Annotated in this window: 14 protein-coding genes; 5 read left to right on the forward strand and 9 right to left on the reverse strand. The window is 60.3% G+C overall.

All coding sequences use genetic code 11. The features are described 5' to 3' along the window. Positions 1–26: 26 nt before the first annotated feature. The 3 genes from rarD to H7995_RS03765 form a co-directional block, all read right to left on the reverse strand. Entirely contained in the window at positions 27–908 is an 882-nt protein-coding gene (gene rarD / locus H7995_RS03755; RefSeq protein ID WP_166592775.1) for an EamA family transporter RarD, read from the reverse strand. 72 nt (positions 909–980) lie between these two features. Continuing rightward, positions 981–1,994: an aldo/keto reductase gene (locus tag H7995_RS03760; RefSeq protein WP_166592776.1), complete on the reverse strand. Its 1,014-nt coding sequence runs from the start codon at positions 1,992–1,994 to the stop codon at positions 981–983. Between the two features lie 114 nt (positions 1,995–2,108). Beyond that, positions 2,109–3,419, reverse strand: coding sequence for an MFS transporter (locus H7995_RS03765; protein ID WP_166592777.1), 1,311 nt, complete (start codon positions 3,417–3,419; stop codon positions 2,109–2,111). Positions 3,420–3,585: 166 nt separating this feature from the next. On the opposite strand from H7995_RS03765, the gene H7995_RS03770 reads away from it, so the two are divergent. Next, the gene (locus H7995_RS03770) at positions 3,586–4,707 is read left to right on the forward strand and encodes a sugar diacid recognition domain-containing protein (RefSeq protein WP_185818013.1); all 1,122 of its coding nucleotides are present in this window, start codon (positions 3,586–3,588) and stop codon (positions 4,705–4,707) included. A 126-nt stretch (positions 4,708–4,833) separates the two neighbouring features. Then, positions 4,834–5,976, forward strand: a complete 1,143-nt coding sequence (locus H7995_RS03775; RefSeq protein ID WP_166592779.1) for a glycerate kinase — start codon at positions 4,834–4,836, stop codon at positions 5,974–5,976. Between the two features lie 61 nt (positions 5,977–6,037). On the opposite strand, the gene H7995_RS03780 is transcribed toward H7995_RS03775, so the two are convergent. The 6 genes from H7995_RS03780 to H7995_RS03805 form a co-directional block, all read right to left on the reverse strand. Continuing rightward, on the reverse strand, positions 6,038–7,120 hold the full coding sequence (locus tag H7995_RS03780) for a fimbrial protein (protein WP_166592780.1): 1,083 nt from the start codon (positions 7,118–7,120) through the stop codon (positions 6,038–6,040). Between the two features lie 70 nt (positions 7,121–7,190). Next, complete coding sequence (locus H7995_RS03785; protein ID WP_185818014.1) at positions 7,191–9,701, reverse strand: fimbria/pilus outer membrane usher protein; 2,511 nt, start codon at positions 9,699–9,701, stop codon at positions 7,191–7,193. A 37-nt stretch (positions 9,702–9,738) separates the two neighbouring features. Further along, a complete protein-coding gene (locus H7995_RS03790; RefSeq protein ID WP_166592782.1) occupies positions 9,739–10,494 on the reverse strand; it encodes a fimbrial biogenesis chaperone in 756 nt (251 codons plus the stop codon). Between the two features lie 92 nt (positions 10,495–10,586). Continuing rightward, the gene (locus tag H7995_RS03795) at positions 10,587–11,135 is read right to left on the reverse strand and encodes a fimbrial protein (protein ID WP_185818015.1); all 549 of its coding nucleotides are present in this window, start codon (positions 11,133–11,135) and stop codon (positions 10,587–10,589) included. 357 nt (positions 11,136–11,492) lie between these two features. Beyond that, positions 11,493–16,598, reverse strand: a complete 5,106-nt coding sequence (locus H7995_RS03800) for an RHS repeat-associated core domain-containing protein (protein ID WP_185818016.1) — start codon at positions 16,596–16,598, stop codon at positions 11,493–11,495. A 77-nt stretch (positions 16,599–16,675) separates the two neighbouring features. Further along, positions 16,676–17,218, reverse strand: coding sequence for a hypothetical protein (locus tag H7995_RS03805; RefSeq protein ID WP_185818017.1), 543 nt, complete (start codon positions 17,216–17,218; stop codon positions 16,676–16,678). A gap of 326 nt (positions 17,219–17,544) precedes the next feature. Between H7995_RS03805 and H7995_RS03810 the strand changes: the two genes are divergently transcribed. From H7995_RS03810 to H7995_RS03820, 3 genes are all read left to right on the forward strand, one after another. Beyond that, positions 17,545–19,341: a hypothetical protein gene (locus tag H7995_RS03810; protein WP_166592786.1), complete on the forward strand. Its 1,797-nt coding sequence runs from the start codon at positions 17,545–17,547 to the stop codon at positions 19,339–19,341. A gap of 50 nt (positions 19,342–19,391) precedes the next feature. Beyond that, positions 19,392–21,788 carry a hypothetical protein gene (locus tag H7995_RS03815; protein WP_185818018.1) on the forward strand — a complete coding sequence of 799 codons (2,397 nt, stop codon included), beginning with the start codon at positions 19,392–19,394 and terminating at the stop codon, positions 21,786–21,788. A gap of 190 nt (positions 21,789–21,978) precedes the next feature. After that, the gene (locus H7995_RS03820; RefSeq protein WP_185818019.1) at positions 21,979–24,705 is read left to right on the forward strand and encodes a hypothetical protein; all 2,727 of its coding nucleotides are present in this window, start codon (positions 21,979–21,981) and stop codon (positions 24,703–24,705) included. Positions 24,706–24,780: the final 75 nt, after the last annotated feature.

The following is a 24,780-nucleotide window of genomic DNA, read 5'->3' on the forward strand; positions in this document are numbered from 1 at the left end:
TGCTCCCACATTTGTTTTGCGTGTGCTTAAGGTCTACGTTGGCGAACCAGGTGCTTGAACCCCTCGAACACCAATACCAGCACCGCCAGCCAGATCGGGATGTAGGTCAGCCATTCCCCCGCCTTGATGCTTTCCCCCAGCAACAGCGCCACCCCCAGCAACAGCACCGGCTCGACATAGCTGAGCAGCCCGAACAGGCTGAACGGTAGCAGTCGGCTGGCAATGATATAGACCACCAGGGCCGAGGCACTGATGATCCCGAGCACGGGAATCAGCAGCGTCAGCCAAGGGTGCTGGTCGAACACGCCGAAGCCTTGTGCGCCGTTGTGCACGAACCAGTACGCCACCGGCAACAGCAGCGCCATGTCCAGCCACAGGCCGCCGAGGTTGTCGGCCGCCAGGCGTCGGCGCAGCACGAAGTAAGTCGGGTAACCGATGGCCACCAGCAAGGTCGCCCAGGAAAAACTGCCCACCTGGTACAACTCATTGAGCACGCCCAGGGTCGCCAGGCTCGCGGCAATCTTCTGCAGGTATGACAGGCGCTCGCCGTAGACGATACGCCCGGTCAGCACCATGGTCAGTGGCAGCAGGAAATACCCCAGGGACACATCCAGGCTATGGCCGTTCAACGGTGCCCACATGAACAGCCACAGCTGCACGCCGAGCAGGGCGGAAGACACCAGCAAGCCACCGACCAGCAGCGGTTTGGCCGCCAGCCGCCGCAGGATCTCCAGCACCCGTTGCCACTCCCCGGATACCAGCATGAACACGGTCATGCACGGCACGGTCAGCAGCATGCGCCAGCCGAAAATTTCCACACCGTCCAGGGGCGACAGCAGTGAGGTGTAGAAGTACATGACGGCAAACAGCACCGAGGCCGACACCGATAGAGCAATTCCTTTAGACAAGCTGTCCTCGCGACACTGAGCATAAACAGAGAAGGATACGTGGTTTGAGCGACGAACATCGCTCCAATGGCTTCAGCGACTCAGTGCCGTGCGCCCCGAGACAAAATGGCTCACATCGTTGAACCCCGGTGTCGAGGCATGCCCCGGCGTTACCAGTGAATCGATGAAGGCTTCGTCCTCGGCGCTGATCTTCACGTCCTGCGCCTTGGTGTAGGCGTCCCACTGCTCCTCGGTGCGTGGGCCGACGATGGCCGAGGTGACCGCGGCGTTGTTCAGCACCCAGGCGATGGCGAACTCGACCATGCCGACACCGCGCTGCTGGGTGTACGCCTGGATCTGCTGGGCGATGCGCAGTGACTCGACCCGCCATTCGGTCTCCAGGATGCGCTTGTCCTGGCGGCCGGCGCGGCTGTTGGCGTCGGGGCGGGTGTCGGGCGCGTACTTGCCACTGAGCACGCCACGGGCCAGCGGGCTGTAGGGCACGACACCAAGGCCGTAGGCGTTGGCGGCGGTGATCTGTTCGGTTTCGGCCTGGCGGTTGACGATGTTGTACAACGGCTGGCTGATCACCGGCCGGTCGACGCCCAATTGCTCGGCGACGCGAATCACCTCGGCGATGCGCCAGCCCCGATAATTGGACAGGCCCCAGTAACGGATCTTGCCCTGGCGAATCAGGTCGCCCATGGCCGACACCGTCACGTGCAGCGGGGTGTTGTGGTCTTCGCGGTGCAGGTAATAGATGTCCAGGTAGTCGGTGTCCAGGCGGGTCAGGCTGGCATCGATCCCGTTGAAAATGTGCTTGCGGCTCAGGCCGCTGCGATTCGGCAGGCCGTCCACCGGGCCAAAGCCAACCTTGGACGCCACCACCCACTCATGCCGGTTGCCGGCAATCGCCTCGCCGACGATTTCCTCGGAGCGACCCTGGGTGTAGACGTCGGCGGTGTCGATGAAATTGATGCCCTGGTCCCAGGCCTTGTCGATGATTCGCAACGCGTCTTCGGTGCTGGTCTGCTCGCCAAACATCATGGTGCCCAGGGTCAGCGTGGACACTTGCAGTCCGGAGTGGCCCAGTGTGCGGTAGCTCATGACGAATTCCTTTTACCCGTGGGAAAGGCTCAATCAAATACCAGAAGGGCGATGTGGGCAACCGCAATTATCCAGAGGTGGGGACGGGCCGACCCGCACCCACCGTGGATCAGGTCAGACGCGCAACGTGCGGGTCATGCGCAACGCCAGCAGGCTGCCGCCGACAATCACCGCCGCCAGCACATACAGCGCCGCATCGGTGGAGCCGCTGGCGTCCTTGACCCAGCCCACCAGGTACGGGCTGAGGAAGCCGGCCATCTGGCCCATGGAGTTGATCAGCGCCAGGCCACCGGCGGCGGCACCGGCGCTGAGCATGGCGGTGGGCACCGGCCAGAACATCGGCAGGCCGGTGAGTGCGCCCATGGTGGCGATGGTCAAACCGAGAATGGCGATGGCCGGGTGCGCGGCAAAGTTGACCGCGATCAGCAAGCCCAGCGCGCCCATCAGCATCGGTACCACCAGGTGCCAGCGACGCTCCTTGTGCAGGTCCGCTGAGCGTCCGACGAGCAGCATGAACACCGCCGCCAGCAGGTAAGGAATCGCACTGAGCCAGCCGATCACCAGGTTGTCGCTGAAACCGAGGTTCTTGATGATCGACGGCAACCAGAAGTTGATCGCGTACACGCCACTCTGAATGCAGAAGTAAATCAGGCCGAAGGCCCAGATCGCCGGGTTCTTGAACACCGCCAGCAGCGAGTCGGTGGCCGTCTTCGGCTTGTTGGCGCGATCAATTGCCTGGTCGGCCTCGAGTACCGCGCGCTCGTGCGGCTTGAGCCATTTGGCGCTGGCAAAGTTATCGCTGAGCAGGAAGTACGCCAGTGCCCCGAGGATCACCGTGGGGATGCCCTGCAGCAGGAACATCCACTGCCAGCCGGCGAGGCCACCTTGACCCGCGGCGAAGTGGTTGAGAATCCAGCCGGAAAACGGGCTGCCCAGCAGGCCCGAGACCGGGATCGCCGACATGAACAGCGCCATGATGCGGCCACGGCGGAACGTCGGGAACCACTGCGACAGGTACAGCACCACGCCGGGGAAGAACCCGGCCTCGGCGGCACCGGTGAACAGGCGCAGGGTGTAGAACTCGGTGGGCGTGGTGACGAACAGCAGGCAGGTGGACAACGTGCCCCAGGTGATCATCATCAGCGCGATCCAGCGCCGTGGGCCGAAGCGGGTCAGCGCCAGGTTGCTCGGCACGCCGCACAGCACGTAACCGATGAAAAATATCCCGGCCCCGAGGCCGTACACGGTTTCGCTGAATTTCAGTGCATCGAGCATCTGCAGTTTGGCGAAGCCAACGTTGACCCGGTCCAGGTAGTTGAACAGGTAGCAGATGAAAATGAAGGGGATCAGGCGCAGGGTAATGCGCTTGTAGACGGCGTTTTTATCGTCATCGGTGGCCAGGGTGGCAGCGGCGCTCTGTGACATGGCGGGTCTCTCTTTATTATGATTTTTTGCGGTGCGAGGGTAACGTGACCGCCTGAAGAGTCTCGGTCACCCATTGGCGGAAGTCTTTGTGCCTGAGCACAGCGATTACGCCAAGCGCCTGTGCGGGTGAACAACCACAGCCCCAGGTTTTCCAGGAATACGCCCCATGTTCGAACTTGATCACGACCTGGCCCAGGATATCGTCGACCGGGCGATGGCCATTCTGCCCTACAACGTCAACGTCATGGACAGCCAGGGGCTGATCCTGGGCAGTGGCGAGCCGGAGCGGGTCAACACCCGGCATGAAGGTGCGCAACTGGTGCTGGCCAACGGTCGGGTGGTGGAAATCGACGCCCAGACCGCGGTGCACCTCAAGGGGGTGCAGCCGGGGATCAACCTGCCGTTGCTGCTCGATCAGCGCCTGATCGGCGTGCTCGGCATCACCGGTGAACCCGAGCAACTGCGCACCTACGCCGAACTGGTGCGCATGACCGCCGAAATGCTGGTGGCCCAGCGCAATCAACAGGCCGAACAGCAATGGCGCCGCCAGCGCTGCGATGATCTGCTGGCGCTATTGCTCAGTGAGGCGGGGGACTCGCCGCGGTTGATCGACGAAGCCCAGCAAATGGGGCTCAAGCCGCAACTGGCGCGCACCCCGTACCTGTTCGAGTTGGGCCTGGAGCACGGCAACAGCCAGACCGCCGAAGCCTTGAGCGCCTGGCTGAGCTCGCGCTACCCCGACAGCTGGTGCGTGAGTTCGGCCAAGTCCTCGTTGTTGTGGTGCCGCCCGACCAGCCACCCGGTGGAGAACCCGCGGCTGCTGGAGAAACTCGACGGTTTGGGCTGGAACATCCAGCGCATTGCCGTGGGAGGTCAGGCCGATGGCCTGCAAGGCCTGCGTCGTTGCTATCGGCGGGTCGGTGACTTGCTGGCCTACGGACGTGACGTGCTACCGCACAGCCGCCTGCTGACCCTCAACCGCTACCGTCTGCCGGTGATGCTCTGGCGCCATCGCAACGATGATGCACTCGATGAGCTACTCACCCCCTTACGCAAGGTCATCGCCAAGGACAGCAACGGCCAGTTGCTGGCGACCTTGCGCAGTTGGTGCGAGCACGACGGCCAGAGCCAGGCGTGCGCCGATGCCCTGGGGATCCACCGCAACAGCCTGCGCTATCGCATGGAGCGGGTAGCCGAACTCAGCGGAGTCGACCCGCTGCGGCTGGACGGCATGCTGGCGCTGTACCTGGGCGTACAACTGTTGCCCCAGCCCTGCGCAGACCTGTAGGCGCAAGGCTATACCGTTGGGTTTTGTAGAAATGAACAATAAACCCTCTCCACCCTTGTGCAGCGGACTGGCGTCATCGGCTGGGGCAACTGGCAGCATGCTCTGCATAACCACCGGAGAAACCCCATGAAGATCGTCATCGCCCCCGACTCGTTCAAGGACAGCCTGAGTGCCATCGATGTGGCCGATGCCATCGCCCTGGGGCTGGCCGAGGTCTGGCCGGATGCGCAGATGGTCAAATGCCCGATGGCCGACGGTGGTGAAGGCACGGTCGAGGCGATTCTCGTGGCCTGCGCGGGGGCGTTGCGCCGTACCCGGGTGCAAGGGCCGCTCGGCGAGCCGGTCGATGCCCACTGGGGCTGGCTGCCTCAGAGCCAGACCGCAATCATCGAAATGGCCGAAGCCAGTGGCCTGCAGTTGGTGCCACTGGCACAACGCGATGCCTGCATCAGCAGCACTTACGGCACCGGTGAGCTGATTCGCGCAGCCCTCGATGCCGGTGCGCAGCGCATCATCCTGGCCATCGGCGGCAGCGCCACCAACGACGGCGGCGCCGGTGCGCTGCAGGCGTTGGGCGTGGGCTTGTTCGATCAACAGGGGCAGTCGATCCGCCATGGCGGTCTCGCACTCAAGGACCTCGCCCACATAGGACTCAATGAAATGGACCCGCGCCTGGCGCAGGTCCGTTTCGAAATCGCCGCCGACGTCAACAATCCACTCTGCGGTCCTCACGGAGCTTCAACGATTTTCGGTCCACAGAAAGGTGCGACGCCCGAACAGGTGCAGGCACTCGATCTGACCCTTGGGCATTTCGCCGATCTGTGTGCGCAGGTGCTGGACAAGGACGTGCGCGATGAGCCCGGCAGCGGTGCCGCTGGCGGCCTGGGATTTGCCGCCAAGGCGTTTTTGCAGGCGCAGTTTCGTCCCGGCGTGGAGGTGGTGGCGGAGTTGGTCGGCTTGGCGAATGCCATTCGCGGTGCCGATTTGGTGATCACCGGCGAAGGGCGTTTCGATGCGCAGACCCTGCGCGGCAAAACCCCCTTCGGTGTCGCGCGAGTCGCCCGGCAGCAGGGCGTGCCGGTCGTGGTGATCGCCGGCACCCTCGGTGAGGGCTACCAGCAGATGTATCAACATGGCGTCGATGCCGCCTTTGCCTTGCCGTCTGGGCCGATGAGCCTGGCGCAAGCGTGCAGCGAGGCGCCGCGCCTGCTGCGTGAGCGGGCAGTGGATATCGCCCGGCTCTGGTGCCTCGGGTTGCCCCGGGAATGACCTTGCGCCCGCCCGGTACCTGCCAACGGGTTGTCGGCCCCCTGCAAAGGGCCGATTCCGGCTAGCGGTAGGTGAGCGTGAAGTTCAGCGCGCCCTTGGCAACTCCGGGGCGGACATCGCGGCTCGGCCCGGTCTGGTATAAGCGCGCGGTAAAGTCCAGTACCGTTCCACTGGCGCTGATCGGTATCAGTGGCACTGGCGTATTGAGCTCCACGGGCGTCGTGCCATCTCTTTTAAGCAACTGAATCCCGATGCCCTGGGCGGTGGAGTCAGGAGACAGGCCGAACACGCCCGGCACCGATGGCGGTACCGGCGCGGCACTGGCGTCCTCGAACTGGATGGTGGCAGTGGCGATGTTGGCGTTGCTGGCATCCGCTTCGCAGTCATTGAGGGTAATGCTGAACGGGATCGCGGTAGTGGTGTAGCCGGGGCTGGTGAAGTCTCGCTGATCCCATTCGCCGAGTTGTACCGGGTCGGCGCTGACGGTGTTGCTGCCACAATGGGCCTGGATCACGGTACCGGCGAGTCCGGCAGTGAAGACCTTGCCGGCGATACCCGTGACGCGGCCACTGAACAGTTCTGTGCCGTCGAACGTCTGCGGGCCGGGAGGGATGGGCCCGGTCTTGATCAGGGTGATGCGACTCTCCAGCGTGGATATATGGATGAATGTCACGCCGACATTGTGCGCGTTGTGTGCATTGAACGGCACGGTGGTATCGCCATGGTCGGGGACAAAGGCGTTTGAAGCGCTGCCATTGAACGGGAAGCCCAGCGAGAACAGCGCGCCCACTCCCGGGATGTTGGTTCTCAGCACACTCAAGGGCGCCAGGCCACCGTAGATACCCGCCGCCGGTGGTGCGCTGGCTTGGGCATTGAAGATCAGGCGAACGTCACCGTTGTTATAGCAACGTGCGGTCAGTCCTTCGTTGTTGTGGGTTCTTTTAAACAGGCGCTCGGTACCAATGATGCTGCCGACGGGCGCGTCCCGTGGAACGTAAACGGTGCCCACGTCCTGGAAATGGGTCATGGGCCCGGGGACTGTTCTCCATTCGCAGGTGTTGAACGGGTCTGCCATTACCCATGAGGCCTGGCAACTGGCAACCAGGCCCAGGGCGGTAATCAGGCTGCGGATGGATGGTGTCATGGGGTCTCTCCGAAATGCACGGCTCGCACGGCAACAGCGCGGGCGGTGCGTGAGTGAGGCAAGATGAGGATCAGCGGCACGTCAGCGCCTGCAGGCGGTAGCCTTGCGCTTGCTCCATGCTCTGCGGGTCGATCGATAGCTGACATTGCGCCATGGCTTGTTCGCCCCAGTGCACATCGAGGGTTTGCGCCTCCATGCCGGTCGACAGCATGACCTGGCCGGCTTGACCGACCATGCCGATGACGTTGCCTTCGCGATCCTTCAACTGTGCGCCGAAAGGCAGTAGCTGCCCGCCAGCCGTTCGGCCGGTGATCACCAGGCGGGTGACCGTGCGGGCTGCGAAGCTGGCCTTGACCACGGCGCCACGCCGGGGCACGAGTTGCGCGGCAGCGTTATCGATTTCCACCTCGGGGCCCAATTGATCGGTGTTCAGTTCCAGATGATTGACCCGATACGGGCGCAGATACGGTGCCAGGGCATAGCCGCGCTCATTGGTCCTGGCCCCCGCTGCGTTCTGGATGCCGACGCCAGCGGTGTCCGGGACCTCCACCAGGGCCGCAGTCTCTCCCAGGTACGGCCCCAGTTCGATGCCACCTTCATGCACCAGCAGCGCACCGCTGGCATTGACCGATAGGTTGCGATAGTCGCTGCCTTGGGTGACGCCTGCGCCGACGCTGCCAAAGGCGGCCTGATAACCCAGGGAAAGGGCCGCCGAGCGTTGCTGGGCGTCATTGTTGCTGACGGCAGCCTGATAGCTCAGTTGACTGTCATTGAGGCTGCCGCCCAGGCTTGTCCGTTGATTGAACTGCTCGCCACTTTTCTGGAGGTCGAAGGTGGCGTTGGCCGAATGACCGAAATCCAGGGGCATGCTGATGCTCAGGCCGACCAGCCGGTCACTGGCGCGAGAGTCGTTGAGTGACTGCGAGGCGAACAGGTTGTAGCCGACGCGCTTGTAGTGAGTGCTGAAATTGAGCTGGTACTGGCGCTGCACTTCGCTGCTTTGCCAATAGTCCTGGTGGGACAGGGTCAAGCTCAGCGAACTGCGAGGGCCGATGTTCTGGTAGACCGACGCCTCCAGGCGGCTGCGTCGACTGCCATGCCAGCCTGAGTCCTGGCTGCGCTGGCGCACGGCCTCATCAAAATCGCGATAGCCTTCGGTGGAGTAGCGATAGCCGGCAAAGCGCAGGTTGGTCTTGGAGGCAAAGGACTTGCCGTATTTCAGGGCATAGCTCATGCCCTCCAGGCTATGGCTGTCGCGCCTGTCGACCACGGCGCTGGAGTGGGTCAAGTCCAGGGACAGTGCGCCCCATGGCCCCAGGTCCCTGGATGCGCCGATATTGCCAGCCTGGTAAAAGTCGCTCGCGATCACCCCGCCATACAGGGTCGAGTTCCAGGCGATGCCTGTCGCCAGGGTGCCTTGCCAGTACAGCGGATCATCCAGCCCGTAGGCGCCGTTGTAGTGACCCAGGGCACTGCTGTAACGCCAGACACCCTCGCGCAGGAGATTGCTGAGGGTGGAGAAGGATTGGCTGAAACGTCTGACCTGGCCGTCAGCCTCGGTCAGGACAATCTCCAGTTCGCCGCTGCCACCGTTGGTGCTGAGGTCGTCGATCTGGTACGGCCCGGCGCTGACATACGTGGAGTAGATCGGGTAACCGTTCTGAAAGATTTCGAGTTTCGCCCGGGTTTGCGCTACGCCCCGGATGATCGGGGAATAGCCTTGCAGGACATCCGGCAGCATGCCCAGGTCGGTGGCAATCATCGCGCCCTTGAACGGCAGGCTTTTGAACACTTCGCCGCTGGTGAACGCTTCACCCAGTGTCAGCGTGCCGAGGGTGCCCGGCAGGTCGCGCTGGGCGTAGGTGTAGGCGCTGCTCCACTCACGCTTCTCGCCGGCGTTCTGGCGCAACGACTGGTTGCTGCGCAAGCGCCAGCCCCCCAGGTTGATCCCGCTGTTGAGGTACAGATCGTCACTGTTCTGGCGGCCGCGATAGCGGTTGCTGACTTGTTGCGCGGAGGCCTGATAGTTGACAAAGGCGGCATTGATGCCGTGGTCCCAGCGTGCGGGGTCGACTTGACCGAGGACATCCCGGCGCATGGCAATCTGCGGGATCGAAAGACTCAGGAGCAGTTGGCTGCTATCGAATTCGACCAGGGCACCGGGTATCAGCGCCAGCAGGTCGACACAGGAAGACTGCATCAGCGCCGGATCAGCCAGGCTGTCGATGCGCACGCCCATTTCGCTGAGCAGCTCGGCGCTCAGGCAGGGCTGGAGTTGATCACCTGCGGGGCTGAGCACGAATTCGAGTTCGCGGCGACCGAAGTACACCCGATTGACCTGGATATCGACCTCATAGCGTCCCGGCCCCAGGTCGTTACCCAGGGTCAAGGCGTTGAGCGCCAGCACGCCGGCGTCGCTGGCATGGTCGGCGTTCTGGCGCATGAAACCGGATTGAAATTCAACGACAGTGGCCATGGCAGGCCGGGTATCCATCAGGCTGGCAATACCGATGCCGGTCACCAGCAGGTGGGTCGCGCGCAATCGAAAGGGCGCCCGTTGGTGTGCAGGCAATAGAGTCATGGGCAGGTTCCTGGCCGTGAGCGTGTTCGATGCTGTTTCAAGGGACGGTTTGAATCGGCAAGGTCAGCGCCTGGGTGTAGCCGCCGTAGTCGTTGATGGTCGAGAACTCCACCTGCAATCCCGCGTGCGGCTTGATGCCGTCAAGGGTGTAGGTCTGAGTGCTCAGGGGGGCGAGCATCTGGGCGTTGGGCAGAGCCTGTTGTTGACCGTGGCCCTTGACTTCAAGGCGGGCGAAAGAGACATGAAAGGGGGTTGGGTTGTTGACCCGCAATTGCGTCTTGCCGTCGGCCTGGGTGATCGACCACTGCAGATCCTTGAGGCGCGCGACGGGGTTGTCCTTGAGTTCGGCCGGTCGATAGAACAGTTTGATTCGGGTGCGCAGGGCGATGTTCAGGACGTTGCCTTGCTCGGTACTGGCCTGGGGAATCTCCTGGACGTTGAAGTAAAACAGCGACTCGCGATCCGTGGGCAGGGTATTGGGCAGACCGTTGATCTGCACGTGCTGTTCCTTGCCCGGATTGAGGCGGAACAAGGGCGGGGAGGGGATGAACGGGACTGCAGTGCGGGTGTCATCGGCGGCCGTGTTGACCCAGGTCTGTACCGCAAAGGTGCGGTCACTGGGATTGGCGACGATCATCGAAGCGCTGCGCTTGTCACTGTCGAACACCACACGGGTGCCATTGAGCGTGAGGGCCGCTTGGCTGGCGGGGAGGTAGGCGGTGAGCATGAGCGCAGTCATGCAGGCTGCAAGGGTCGGGCGGACAGCGGCCGCCTGTTTGATCGAACCGAACATAGGTCTTTACCTTTGGCCTGGCTGAAAGCGCCAGCCAGGACACGTGTGGATACCCCTTGTTCAGCACGGCGAACAAGGGGCAGGAGCGGGGATCAGTTGATGGCGACAACGAACTGGATATCGGCCGACGCCACGCCCGCGGTGACCGTGGTGGCTGTCGAGCGGTAGTAGGCGTTGAACTGCAGGTCGGTTGGTGCGCCGACGTTCAGGTCATAGTCGGCGGAGGCCGCGCCCGGTGCGAGTGCGGCGCCGCGTTGGTCGCGCATGGAAATCACCACGCCTTTGGCGCCATCCAGCCCGGGGGTGACCTGGAAGTAGTTGCCGCTAGGGTCGGGTATGCCGTTGAAGGTGGTATTGGCCACGCTGCCCGCGGTGATCGCGCAGCCCGCACCACCGCTGACACGCAAGGAAAAGCGCTTGCCGCTGTGTTCCTGGCCCACGGCGGTGAAGCGACTGGCGTCGACGCTGCCCATTTTCACCAGGTCGCCGACCGAGCCGTCATCCGGGTTGACGATTTGAATCGGGCAGGTGCTGCTGGTGACCTTGCCCTCGAACTTGACTGTGCCGCTGCTGGCGAACGCCGAGGCACCGAGCAGGCTGGCACTCAGGCCCAGCGAAAGGGCAAGTAAAGATTTTTTCATGGTTTGAATCCTTTTGGTCTAGGTCGCGCCAGGCATTGAAGGATCGAGACAGTGCCGAGGTAGCGCTGTTGGAAAAATGCGGTGTCAGGAACACCGGGTGTCTCGATGGCGGCGATTCTAGGAAGCCCACAGGGCTGCGGATATGAGAGATCTCTCAGTCTTGCGGGGCGTGTGTAAGTGATTGCGAATGGGGCAGCCGGTCAGGGGCAGCGGGCATGGCTGGGGCTGGAATGCAAAAGGCCCCGCATCGTTGGATGCGGAGCCTTTTACTGGATGGCCACCTAATGGCCGGGTTTTAGAAAGGGCTGCTCAGGTGTGGAGCATGGTGCGCCTGAGTGGCTGCTGTGGGTCAACTGATTAATCATTGAATGCATCAATGTAATTAGGGCCCCAGCCTTGTTGCCGATTGTCAGCGGTGTTGAGGGCTTTGCCCCGACCCAATACCCCCTTGTACCAACCAATTTGGTTCTTGACAGTCCAATTCTTGCGAACCGGTGTGACTGGCTCAACAATCGGCCCTGAAGCATCGCTACTGCCACTGAGGCTGCTGGTCCGGCTTGGCGATCTGATTGGATTTACTGCTGAGTGGGGGTTGCCGTCCAGAATGTCCGAGAGACTCGGGCCATTAAGCGAAGTACCAGATCCTGTGCTAGCCCTGGATCTGGATGACCCCACGCTGCCAGAGCCAACACCGATAGATCGAGTTGACCCACCGATTACACCAGAGCCTGCGCCAGCCGATCGAACCGACGCCGTTGCGCTCTGAATAGCATAGGTAGTCCCGGCGATTGCCGGAACTGCAACAAGCCCAGCTACCGCAGCAGTCTTCACGCCCGCTGCGAGACTCGCTGCTGCCTTCGCCGCTGCCTTCGTCGCCAAGTGCGCCATCGCTCTTGTGACCAGCCCCGCTCCAATGGTGACGAAGCTGCCCGCGAGTCCGGCCCACATGGCGATACTCATCACGTCTTCGTTCTCATCCAGAGTGGCCCAGATCGCTAAACCCAGTGCGCCGACGCTCAGCAATATCCCCAAGACGCCCGCCACCAAACCCAATGACAGGCCACCTGTGAATGGAGTGAATGCCACTGCCACAATCAAGGAAATGACCATCCCTGCCACCGCCAACCACTTCTGCCACCACGGTCTCTTGGGCTCTACGATAGGATCTACATACCCTGGTCCAATCGGTCGCCTGTTGTTGATGGCTCGATGTCCATTGGGGTCGCGGAAGGCGATAGGGTTACCCTGGCAATAGACATAGGGGTTGGGCCCGCCAGTACCAAACGGGCTGAACGAGTCGGGACTGTGAAAACGCAACAGGGCCGGGTTGTACACTCGATAGCCTCGGCCCAGCAGGTACCAGCCGCAGATGGCCTCGCGCACCTCGCCGTTGAACGCCAGCAAAGTGGTTACTTCCTCCTCGGCGCTGCGTTGCCCATAGGCGCTGTAGACGATGCTGTGCAGTGTGCCTTGCAGGCATTCGCCAATCACGCTGGGGCTGGCATCGGTCATCAGCAGCAGCGTGCGGTCGTGGGTGTGCAGCTGCTGTTCGGCCAATGGCAGGTCGCCATGGAACAGGTACTGGGTGTGGACGCTGCCCTGGCGGGTGTGGCTCAGGCTGTACCCCTCGTAGTTGCGCAGGGTTTCTTCCTGCAGGCCCTCGCGTACGCCAATCAGGTGATTATGCCCGTCGTAGCGGTAGGTGCTTAGAGTCTGCTCGTTGTCGGCGTCCTTGACCGACAGCAGGCGTCCCTGGCTGTTGTAGTTCAGGCGCTGACCCTGTTCGTCATTGAGCATATGGCCATCGGCGTCGTACTCGAAGGCCTGCCGCGCCTTGTAACCGCCTTCGACGTAAGTGTGGGTCACTTCCTTCAACTGGCAGGAATCGTCGTCGGCGTAGGTGAATTGCGCCCTGTCATTGCGCCCATTGGCGAAGATTGTCAGGCAAAGCTGGATGTTATCCAGCGCATCGAAGCGAAAGGTCTGACTGGTGATTGGGTTGCCATAGGCGTCCCTGGGTAATTGTTCGCCGGAGCAGGCATGGCGGATCAGACGCTTGCGCGGGTCGTAGGCAAACTCCTCCTTGAGCAGACTGCGAGCGCCGATGTGCAGGTGCCGGCTTTTGAGCTGGTCGTCGTCCTGCCAGACCTGGCTGATGGTCCGTGTGGGATGACCGTTGAGGGTCATTTGACGCTCGATTTCCCGACCCAGGGTGTCGTAGCTGAGCACGGTTTTCAGGGTGGTGGCGCTCTGCAGGTTATGGGTGGTGATGCACCGGGTCTGACCAAGGTTGTCGTATTCGAATTCGGCCCGTAGTGAACCCTGGGTGGCGCTTTCGGGGCGGCCAAACTCATCGTAGGCATAGACGGTCTCTAGCACGCTGGTGTGATGGCGGCTGATCGGCCGTCCTTGCAATGAGCTGAGCTGGACGGTCTCGTGTTCAACGTTGTCGCTGTCGGTCCAGGTTTCGCTGTGCAAATCGCCATGGTGGGTATAGGCATACTGGTAAAACCCCTGGTCATTGGCCGCGTTGGTCAGGCTCGCGGTGGTGTGATCATAGTCGAAGCGCGCCTCGCCTTCGGCGGTCTTGATGCTGATGGGCTGGTCGGTCAGGTGCAGGTTGTATTCATAGTCGATGAGCTTGCTGGACGGGGTGATGCGCCGGCAGACCTGCATTTTTCCGGGTGCGTACTCATAGCGCTCCAGACGTGGGCCGACCGTCAAGCTGGTTTGTCGCAACAGCCCGTCGAAGGTCTGTTGGCCGCTGTGGACTTCAGGCAGCTCTTGGTTGGCCGGCTTGACGCTCAGGCTGGTCGGCATATCCCCGCTGGTGTGCTCGGCAAAGGTTCGGCTGACGAGGGTGTCGTCGGGCAAGGTAGTGCGCGACATACGTTCCCACACATCGTATTCATAGCCAGTGGCGAACTCCATGTCATCAACCCGTTCCAGTTGCTGGAGGCCGTTGCCATAGCCGTTGTAGGCATACTCGATGGAACCGACGGTCGCCAGCGCGCGACGTGCCAACAACGCCTTGACCTGTTGCTGCACTGGGCCTTGACCCGGTGCCTGCTGCAGGTGCTCATTCAGGGGCTGGGCATCGAACCGCGTGACCCGGTCAAGCTTGCCAAAGCGATTGAAATGACTTTCGCTCAATTGATTGACCTGGGTCGGTTGTCCGGCGCTTTCACGCCAGGTGCGTTCTATCGGCCCGTCGCTACCGAACGGTGACAGATCACTGACGCTGGCGGTGCCGTCAGGCCCAATCACCCGCAACTGATCGCCCCACGGGCTATATTCGAAACGGCTGTGCAATGTCAGCGGTTGATCGGCGAGCCAGTCGAGACTGGTTTGCCGGACCAGGTTGCCCAGCGCGTCGTACTCTGCGGCAAAGGTCTGGCGGAACTGCGTCGCCTGTGTGCCATCTACGGCGTATTGCTGCTCTTCATAGACACTACGGCCGATGCCGTCCAGGCGGGTACGGGTGATCAGGCCCTTGGCGTCTTCGACCTCCTGGCTGGCTTGCTGCCCGTCCAGTGCTGTCAGGGTGTAGCGGTAATTGCGCGTGGCCCGGTACTCGGCAACCTCCGGAGCGACAGTCTCGCGGATCACCCGATGCAAGGCGTCGTACTCGGTCAAGGTGTAGTTACCATTGAGGTCGTCCTTCAATACGGGCAGGCCATACAGCAGCGACTGCTGCTGGCGGATGACCTTGCGCGAATCATGACTGCCTTCAACGTGATCGAAGCCTACAAAGGTCTCGACGATTTCCAGCACCTCTTCATTGGCCAGGGTGCTGTTGAAGCGGTTGTAGGCATAGCTGGTGGTGCTGGTCTTGCCGTTCAGGGTTTCGCTCTGGGTCAAGGGACGACCGTGCAGGAACGGGGTGTCCACGGCTTCGATGCAGGTACGCAACGTGTGCTTGAGGGGGATTTCGTCATTGCCCTGCAACTCCAGCACCAACTCGCTGTCGTTCACCAACCATTGCCCGAGTCCACTGCCCCGCAGCGGCTCCTGGGTGCGGTAGCGAAAGCGGGTGCGCAGGGTGGAGGCGAGTTTGCCATTGTGGGTCACGGGCGCGGGGATGACCGTGCTGTCCTTGCGGTTGCGGATAAAACCTTGCGGGTCGGCGGGGCAGCCGTCGCTGGCTTCCTTGGGGTAGTAGGTGTGTAGCGTGCGGATGCCGCTGGCTTCGATCTCTTCACGCAGGTTGCCGTTTTCATCAAATACCGTACTGCTCGATTCTTCGCGGTACTGGGTTGGATCGTTGTCCATTTCCCAGGACGTCTTGAGGTGTTTGGGGGACTGAAATTGCGCCACTTGCCGGTCGAAGGGAACGTCTTGGGCATAGTAGGTGGTCACCTCCCGTTTCACACAGTGATCCTGGGTGGTTTTCTCTTCGGTCATCGCGTGAAAGCGGCTATAGGTGCGCTCCACCTGGCGCACCACCTTGCCGCCCGCCATCAGGCTGGCGGTACTGCCGTAGCTGTACCCGTGGGGCGCGTTGTACAGCGAGTCCATACCCTCTTCGGTGCTGACCGTAATGCCAGCCCCAAGAAAATTTCTCGACGTGTAGCTGAAGATGACTTCCATGATCGGCTGGCCAAAACCGGGGTCGGTGCGATGGCGAGTAACCCGTGGCAGTTTGGGCAAGTTGACGCCGTCGGAGAAGGGGTGGCCATCGTCCTGATAATCAATGGTATCGACGCCGCCGAGTGGGCTGTTGACCTTGTGCAGGCAAAGTATGCCCCGGATCAGGTCATTACCGTAGTCGAAACGCCAGGAGGGTTTCTCCTCGCCCGGCAGGACAATCTTGGTCACCCAGCCTTTGCCGTTCAACTCCATTTCATAACGCGCCAACGGCTCGCCGTCGGCGCCACTGCCGGGTTTTATCAGGATGTCCACCGAGGAATCACTGCGATTGATCCGCACCAATTCGCCCTGGGCATCGCTGATCGATTGCAAGCGCTGTCCGCCGCGGAACACTGCGTAGGTCAGGTCGATACAGTGGCCAGTGGGGGCGTAGAGGCGAGTGGGCAAGGCCACCCGATTATCGCCACTGCCGCCCACGGTCAGGATTTCGATCAACCCTGAGCGATGCACCACGCGATAGGTGCCGTCCTGGTTGTTGTAGAAATGGAAGGTGTCGAGTTTCTTTTCCCGGATCGCCGGTTCGCTGCCGCTGCCGGTGACCTTGAAGGTTTCCCCGGTGCACAGGGCCAGAATGCTGTTGTGCGGGGTGAACTGGCTCAGATTGAGGTTCCAGCCAAGGCCAAAGCCGGAGTCGAGAATGTTCATCGGGTTGAAGCTCAGGGCCAATGGCACGGCGGGGCCGCACAGCCAGTTGCTCTTGAGTTCGGGGAAGCTGACGGACAGGGTGTATTGGCCGGTTCGGGGGTCTACACCGTTTTGCAGGAAGCTCATGAAGCCGAACGCTTGTGAGTGGACGGAACTGGACAGGGTCATGTTGATGAACCTCTGAGGTCACAGGGGGCGGAAGCTGAAGAAGGGGCACGCTTGTGCCGGGACTGTTGAAGTGGCGGTCACGGGGTCGGTGGCGCTGCGGATGTCTTGATTTGTACGCACGCAAGTTTATCGCGCACGACTGGATTGCCCGGTTTCAAAAAACGATCGATAAGTTGTAAGCCAGGGCCGACGATGTTTGGGGGGGTAAAACTTTTTAGGTACTCCATCTCTATATAGTTCAAAGTGGTTGGGTTTTTTATAGTCTTAAATCTGAACCAGAATTCTCCTTCTTCGCCCGGTTGTGTGTTGCAGAGTTTGTTTGCTGAAAACAGTATTTCAGTAGCAGAAGGGATTCCGATAAGCCCGAACTCTCTGGCTTCTACGAGATGGCATGGTGGAGGTGGTGGAGGTGGAAGTGGTGGAGGTGTTATTACAACTGCGGATACCAAGTCGTAGGTTATTGTTTCCCCTGCTGCCGGAACGGGAATAAAGCACTCGAACTTGTCTTTGTCCATGAGCGCAATCGAGCCTACTGCTTGAGTGGCTGCCAGCGCAGGTTGTGCGTGGATTATTTGGCTGCTGAGCAGTAATCCACAAGTTATTGTTTTGATGTGGTTCATCGGTGCAGCCCTCTTCCAGGCGTGTCATTGAGCGAATGTCTCACGGTAATTTATCAGTTGAATGGCCGTGGAAAACCTAGCAGTTCTACCAGTGGACACGGGTATCGGCTGAGTCTAGGGTCAAAGCAATAACTGCGGGCGTTAACTTCATGGGCTATCCGCGACTGAAAAAAGAACTAACGCTAGCAGTGATTTCCCGTTTGGCAACCTGTTAGTTCTGCTAGTAGTTGAGCGGGCCGTGCAGGAGTAAAAGTACGCCATCACGGCATCAGCGACTGCTCAGAAGTTGTTTCGTTATTGGTACGAGCCCCCATGGAGTTGAGTCAATGGCACAGTCAAACCCGCTTCCAGACATACCGGACCTCAAGGACGACGATTGGGTCGACCTGGATGAATTGGGGGGGCAGGCGTTGCGCACGTACATCAAGTACCCCGGGATCACGGTCGATGAGGATGTGATCTGGCCCAGGTGGATAGGCTGCGGCGCGCTTGGTGAAACGGCTGACTACGTGACGTCCCGGATCGATGTCACCGTGTCGGGGGGCTACACCGCTGCACGGGGAATGCCGGTGGATATTTCCAACGCGCTGTTGAGGCAGCTCGATCAGGGCATTGCGTTGTTTTCCTACAGCAGTTCCAAAAACAGTGATCCGGATAACCGTGGCCCGGAGTCACTGCGAAGGCTCTGCCGTATCGGCCGGCCCTCCGTACGCCTGGAAACCTTGCCCGTGGCGCAGATCAAGGAGTCCCACGGGCTGGCCCTGGATCCCGATGCCGTTGGGGCTGTTGGCGCCAGCGCCGTGGTCCCCTCGTATGCTGCCATGAGCGTGGGTGACAAGGTCACTTTTACCTGGCAAGGATTCTTCGAGGGGTTCCCGGATACCCCCATCAGCCGGACCCTGGAGCTCAAGGCTGAACATATTGGCTGGCCATTGACGTTCACCGTGCCGCAAGACCAGGTGCTGTTCAACGACAGCGCCGACATCGGCTACAGCATTCAATATGCCGATGGCACGGGCGAGCGCGGTGAGTCGGAGCGCCAGACTCTGCTGATCAGAAAGCCGGCAGTGGCCCGGTTACCCGCACCGCAGATCCTCAACCACAGCGATGGCCCGATCAATCCGGGATTGTTCCCCAACGGCCTGATCTTGCGCATCCAGCCTTCCTACGCCGACATCCAGCAGGGCGACCGTGTGCTGGTCTATGGCAACGCCAATCGGGCCGATAGAAGCCTGCTCAGCGCATTGCGCGTCGATCGTTCAATACTCGACCGCGGCCTGATCGAGTCGCATATCCCACAGCAATGGCTGCTGGACAACAGCAATACTCGGGTCACGTTCACTTATCAGTACGCACGCGCTGGTAGTGCGCTGTCCAGCGAATCACTGGCGCTGGACATCAGCAAGCCGCTGGATCTGCCGGCCCCCATCGTCGAGGATGCCGTGGCTGACGGCGACCTGAGGGGCAGTCTGCCGGCTGATGTTTCAGGAGCCTATGTCAACGTGCCGGCGCAGGCTGAGATTGGCTCAGGCAAGGTGGAAATGCATTGGTTCGGCCATGCCGCAGGGGGGCGCCACATCGCGCCGAACCCGGTCGGCGGCGCGGGCCGACGCTTTTTCATTCCGGCGACGGCGATTGCCGCCAACATGTCGGCCACCCAGCGTTTTCAGGTGTTCTATCGCGTGACCCCGCCGGGGCAGACCGCGAGCGAGGACTCCGTCGCGTTCAATCTGCGAATCGTGCCGTTGCCGGCATCTCGCTACCCGGACACCCAATGCACTCAGGCCCAGGGCACTTCGACCCTGTCATTGGCCAGGGTACCTGCGGCAGGCGCCGATCTGACCGTGGCGCAATGGCCGTTCATGGCCGCCGGGCAGTTGTTGAAAATCGTCGCCCGCGGGGTCAGGGCTTCCGGTGGCGGCTCAACGTCGATCACCGTGCGCAATGCGCTGCCGGTCACTCAGGCGGAGTTCAACAGTAAACGGGTGACCGCCGTCCTGGCCCGCACTTTCCTTGCTTCTCTGCGGCTCAATGAAAACTTCACCCTGGAGGCCAGCGTCAGTTTCGATGGCGGTGAGACTTACTGGCCGTTCAAAGATGGCAATCTCAAACTATCTGCATGAATCAGTGTTGGGCATGGGGCCTGGTCAAACCAATCGCAAGGATATCTATCATGAGCAATAACTCTCTGGATGAAATGTATAAATGGCTGAATGTCGAGCCACGTACCCGTGGCTGGAACGCTATTCTGGCCTATGACCGGTCGAAGACCAATGCGGTGCTGTTGCAGGAATATATTAATCGGTTCAGCACGGGGAACTACCTACCGCCCATTACTGAGCTGCTCCAGGATAATCAGACGCCAACGTATCGAGAGTACATGGTCAATTATGTAATGGATGCTCCACGCCTGTCGTTTACCAATTCAAACCTGGAAAACTCCAAGGCACGCATCCGGCAGAAAGTCATGGGGGGCACGCACATGGCTTTTGAACGGCCACTGGGCGCGTCGGCCTGGCGTACCACTAAAGTGGCGCTGTGGGGGCCGATAGATGGGCCGACCCTGGAATACGATATTGACCTCAAAGTCACTCAGGGAGGGGTAGACCGGCAGGGGACGGTATCGCTGAATATTGCCGAAGGGCTGAACTATCGGATGACGTACGCGCAAACCGAACACTTGGCGAAGTTTACCGGTGAACGCTTGAAGGCGCACTTCAATAAGTTGCCGGAGGCGCAAAAAAACTTTGTGTTGAATGAGATAACGATTGATCAGAACCAGCTATTGAAGCCCGTGCACTTTGTGGTCCGGACCCATAATAAGAAAGGCAGCGGGGCTACACTGGCGGCTAATGAAAACGAGGAAGAAGGCGCGGTACTGCTGTTTGTGACGATGGAAGGGCAAAGTGATGGTGCGCTGCCTGCCAGGAGCAGTGACTTGAAGTATCTGCTGCCGGATGGGGTTTCGGCCACTCTGTTGCTGGGGCATCATTTTTTCTACGACAAAATAGTTGTTTCCGGAATGCGGCGACTGTTGAATCAGGATTCTTTTCAGTATGAATATGAAATGCAGGCGGGTGGCAAATCGATTCTTGCTGCTTATGCGATACGCGGGGCTCGTACGGTTGAAAAGGCTAACAGGCTGGTGATTGATGATCACCAGTATCGCTGTAATGTCTTGAATTTTTTTGTCTCTGCTCCGGATGAGAAAAGTTACTTTAAGGGCTTTCAGGTCGTAGATTCAACCGTTAACTCTCTCAGGCATTTATTTGTTGATTGGTTGAAGGAGGGCGAGTTCATACAGGTTGTTGTGAACTCGCCGGGTCATGTAGGAACTATGCATATTCCTACACGCTTTCGATTTCATACGACGTTAACATTGGCGGTTGATTCTGAAACGATGGATCTGGTGTTCAAATATTCTCAGGGTGCGCACAAGTTGGAGTTTTATCCTGACTTCTCCAATCAATCACTGCTGCCGCCCGCGCATCTGTCAAGAGTAAGGGACGCGTTAGTTGAATGGGTTCGCGAGTACTTCAGGGATGCCGACAAAGATTATACGAGAGCCGTAGGTGACCTCAATGTGTTGATGCTCAATAGCTTGTTGTTCCGTGGGCTAAATCGGGTTCAACCGCAAGACGTCAAATTTTTCCATGACCTGGCCATTTTCGGCCAGGTCGGCCCCACGCTGACCGCCTTCACCCTGAACAATCTGGAACCGGTTATCGGTCGCGGCGATACCTTCCAGTTCAGCACCATCCCGGCGATGAGCAATGTGACCTGGAAGGTCGAGAACATTCCCGGCAGTGATGGTCAGCCCGGCACCATCAACACCTTGGGTCGCTACACGGCGCCGAATGCCGGTCAGTTCGCGGGCGACTACACCCGGGTCCGGGTGACGGCCACGGCCGGTGGCAGCAGCAGTTCCGCGCTGGTCAGCGTGCTGCGCTACGACATCGTGATCAACCCGCTGGTGCAGGTTGTTGGTGTGGAGGAAGTAGCCGGTCGCGAGGTGTCGGCCGGGGCCTTGAACGGCGAAGCGCTGGTTTGGTCTGTCGCGGATCCGAGCACGGGGGCGAAGGTGCTGCCGAGCAGCAAGGAGGGGGGCGATCACACCTATTATCCCGGACCCCGGTCTGACGACAGTAAGCTGGTGTTCAGCGTGGATCAGATCGTCGTGACCAATCCCCGCACCAAGAAGACTGAACGGTCCGCCGTGCTGAAATTGCACCAACTGCCGAATATGACGGTCAGCATCGTGCCAGGATCGGGCGGGCCGGCGAATCAGGTCAGGCTACAGGCGAGCATTGGCGATTGGGTGGCTGATCCCGAGACGGAAGACATGAGTTGGGCGGTGATCGCAGGTTCAGGTCACGTGGACCCCAAGACCGGTGTGTTCACGATCGACGCCATGGGGGCGCACAAGTTCGCCGTGATCACTGCGCACATTCCGGACGTTAGAGGGCGAGCCCCGGATGATGGATATATCATCCTGCCCATCCCGCTTTACACCGTGCCAGAGGCGATCCGCATGTTAACTACGGATCAAATGGCACTCAGCGCCGACTAATTTTGGGAGCAGCATCATGTCGAATTCTCTGGCAAATCTGTTGGCGCGGATGAGGGCGGGTTCAGTGGTTCTGGGCTGGGGGGCGGTGGCGGCATTCGGTCGTGCCCAGCTCAATCGGCTGCTGGAAGAGCAGTACCTGCGCTGGTTGAGCGATTCGCGTTTCATACCGCCCATGAGTGGTTATTTGTACGTGACCCCGGACCACACCGAATCGGTACAGCTCGACTCGCTATTGCTGGGCAAACCGGTGCTGTCGTTTGCCTCGGCCTCTCTGCACAGGTCCAGGGTCACGGTGACCATGAACCTGATTGGCGGTACCTACACCGCCATGAGTTACCCGGTGACCGGGGTGCCTGCTCTGATGTCGAGCTTCAGCATTACCGAGGACATGGGCTACAGGATCGAGATGCAAATCGAATTGGGCCACATCGAGGGCGAGGTCGATAAACGCGGGCGGGTGACCCTCGATCTGGCCAGCGACCCCAACCTTAAATGCAATCTGGGTGAGCTGCCCGGGGTACAGAATAAAATTGCCGAGTTCATCCAGGGCTTCCTTGCGGCCCAGCCGGATGACCGCCGCATGTTCGAGTTGGGGCTGTTTGATTTCAGCGGCTATAACCCCCTCAGCCCCACAGGCTTTTATATCCGCACGCAAAAAGCCCCTGGTTCCGGCGATTCGGCTGATGGTGCGGTACTGGTCTTCATTCGTCTGAAGGCCAGGGATGAGAATGGCCAGGGCTTGCCCACCGATGGCAGTAATTTCCCCTACCTGATTCCGGACGACACCAATGGGGCGAATCAACCGCTGTACAGCGCAGCCCTGGTGTTGAATCAACAGTGGCTGGAGTTGGTCGACGAAACGCAACTGGACGTGCTGAAGAATCTGCTGTTTCCCGGTGAAAACATCTTTGTCGAGACGCCGGGCGGTCGGCATCGTCCTGCGGACATGCTGATCCTGGGGAACGTCAAGGCCGCAACCGAGCACGTGGCGGTCGAGCCAGCTTTCGTCAATATGAAGGGCAGCAAGGTCCAGCAGTTCACCGCGCGCAAGAGTGACGGCAGCGTGGTCAGGGCCAGTTGGAGTGTGAGTAACCTGATCAGTCCGCTGGCGGTCGGCACGATTACCGCCAACGGCGGCCTGTACACCTCGCCAGCGGCCTCGCGGTTGGGCAAGGAGCGCCAGCCGGTGCTGGTGACTGCGTCTTACACCCAGGACGGACGCCAGCAAACGCGCTCCGCCATGGTGCTGGGGGTCTACGAAAACATGAGTATATCGCCCCGGGTATGTACCAGTGGGGTGGGCAGCACGGTTGACAAGATTCCGCTGCGCGTCACCACCGTGACGGGGGGGGAGTTGATCTGGCCTACGCTGTTGCCGACGCAGGGCACGCTGACCCGGATTGATAATAATCGGGCGTTGTATACCCCGCCGGTGACGCAGGCTGAACCGCTGCAACTGGTCAGGCTCACCGTACAGGACAGAAGCAGTAACGAGTCGATCGAAGCGACGATTGTCGTGGTGGCGTCGGCGCAGACGCTGCAGGTGGATCCGCCCTATGTCTCGGAGATCAGCCAGTCCGAATTGGTTTACCTGCGGGCCGAGGACTATCAGAAGGAAGATTGCCAATGGAGCGTCATCGGTGAAGGGGAAGTCAACGAAGATGGCGTTTTCACCCCGCCGGCGTTCGGCGCTTCACGGATCAGCGTGGTCAGGTGTGACATTCAATACGATGGTGTCGGGCCCATCCGGCGTCGCGGTTTCAGCATCATCCAGCTCACCGAACGGGCGGAACCTGAGTTGCGTTGGAGCGAGTTGCAAAACTTCGATGTTTCAATCAATGGTGACGATAACCGCTGTTATGCCAACGGTCGCCAGCAAGTACCCGTGGTCGTGAAGATCGAGACGAAGCCGGTGAGAATCGATGGCCGCGATCATTACGTTCCGGTCAGTGATGCGGACCTGGCGACATTGAAACTGGTCCACAAACTGACGGGCGCGGAGGTGCCGTTCATAACGCTTGGCGAGGAAGGCATCGAGCACAACAGCCCGTTGAAGTGGGCAGCAAACAAGCAGAGGAACCGTTTCCGCTATTTTCCCACCATGGCGCAACAGGCCCCAGCGGTGGTGCTGCCCAAGCCAGACAACAATGGCACGCGCTATCGCGAGCTCTACATCCACATGGCTGTTGAAGGCAATCAAACGTTTTTTGCCCGATTTCAAGGCAATGGGGCGACCTTTAGTTCGGGGGGGGTGGCGGCTGGCGAGGTGTCGGTGCGCGGTGTGTTTTCCGCTGCACCGTCGGAGGCGGAGTACCAGCTTGACCGTGAGCGTGTCGCTCAGGATCCCAACGGTCATGATGAGCCGAACGATCCGAGCAATCCGAATCGGGATGTGTTTAGTTACTACCTCTGGTCAACGGACTACTGGCGCCTGAGCTATCGGCGGCTTGGCTCTTACCCGGTGAGATTCTCGACCCTGCATATCGAAAAGAACATCTCGACGATTCAATGGGAAAGTGAACTGCTGGATGAAACCTTCTTCAGCTACACCTGTTATGCGTTTAACCCGGCGAACGGTGTCAACAGTGATTCACCTGCCCCCGAAGGTTTGTCATTCGATCTGTACTTGAGAAATTTGTTCAAGGAAACCGGCAAGGTCTTGAGCGGCGCCTTTGAGGGTGGTTCCAAGCCTTCTCCGGGTCAGTTGCTGATCAGTTTGCATCGCACCCATGACATGAAGTTCTGGTATGACGGCATGGCGGGGGGAGATGTCTACCGGCTTTATCGAAAACTCCTGGATCCAGCGGTCATCTTTGTGTTGCTGGATGAGGACGGTAATCGCCATCGGTTGCAAATCGGCTTCGCGCCCCCGAGTACTGCAGACAGTCGCAACCGACTGGTGTTGTTGCCGCAATAACAGGCCTTCTCGAAGTCGCAGGCGCGCACTCGGTGGTGCCTGCGGTGGATTCCGTCATCTATGTAAAAGGGTATG

This window comes from Pseudomonas kielensis, assembly GCF_014236655.1.
Classification (GTDB): domain Bacteria; phylum Pseudomonadota; class Gammaproteobacteria; order Pseudomonadales; family Pseudomonadaceae; genus Aquipseudomonas; species Aquipseudomonas kielensis.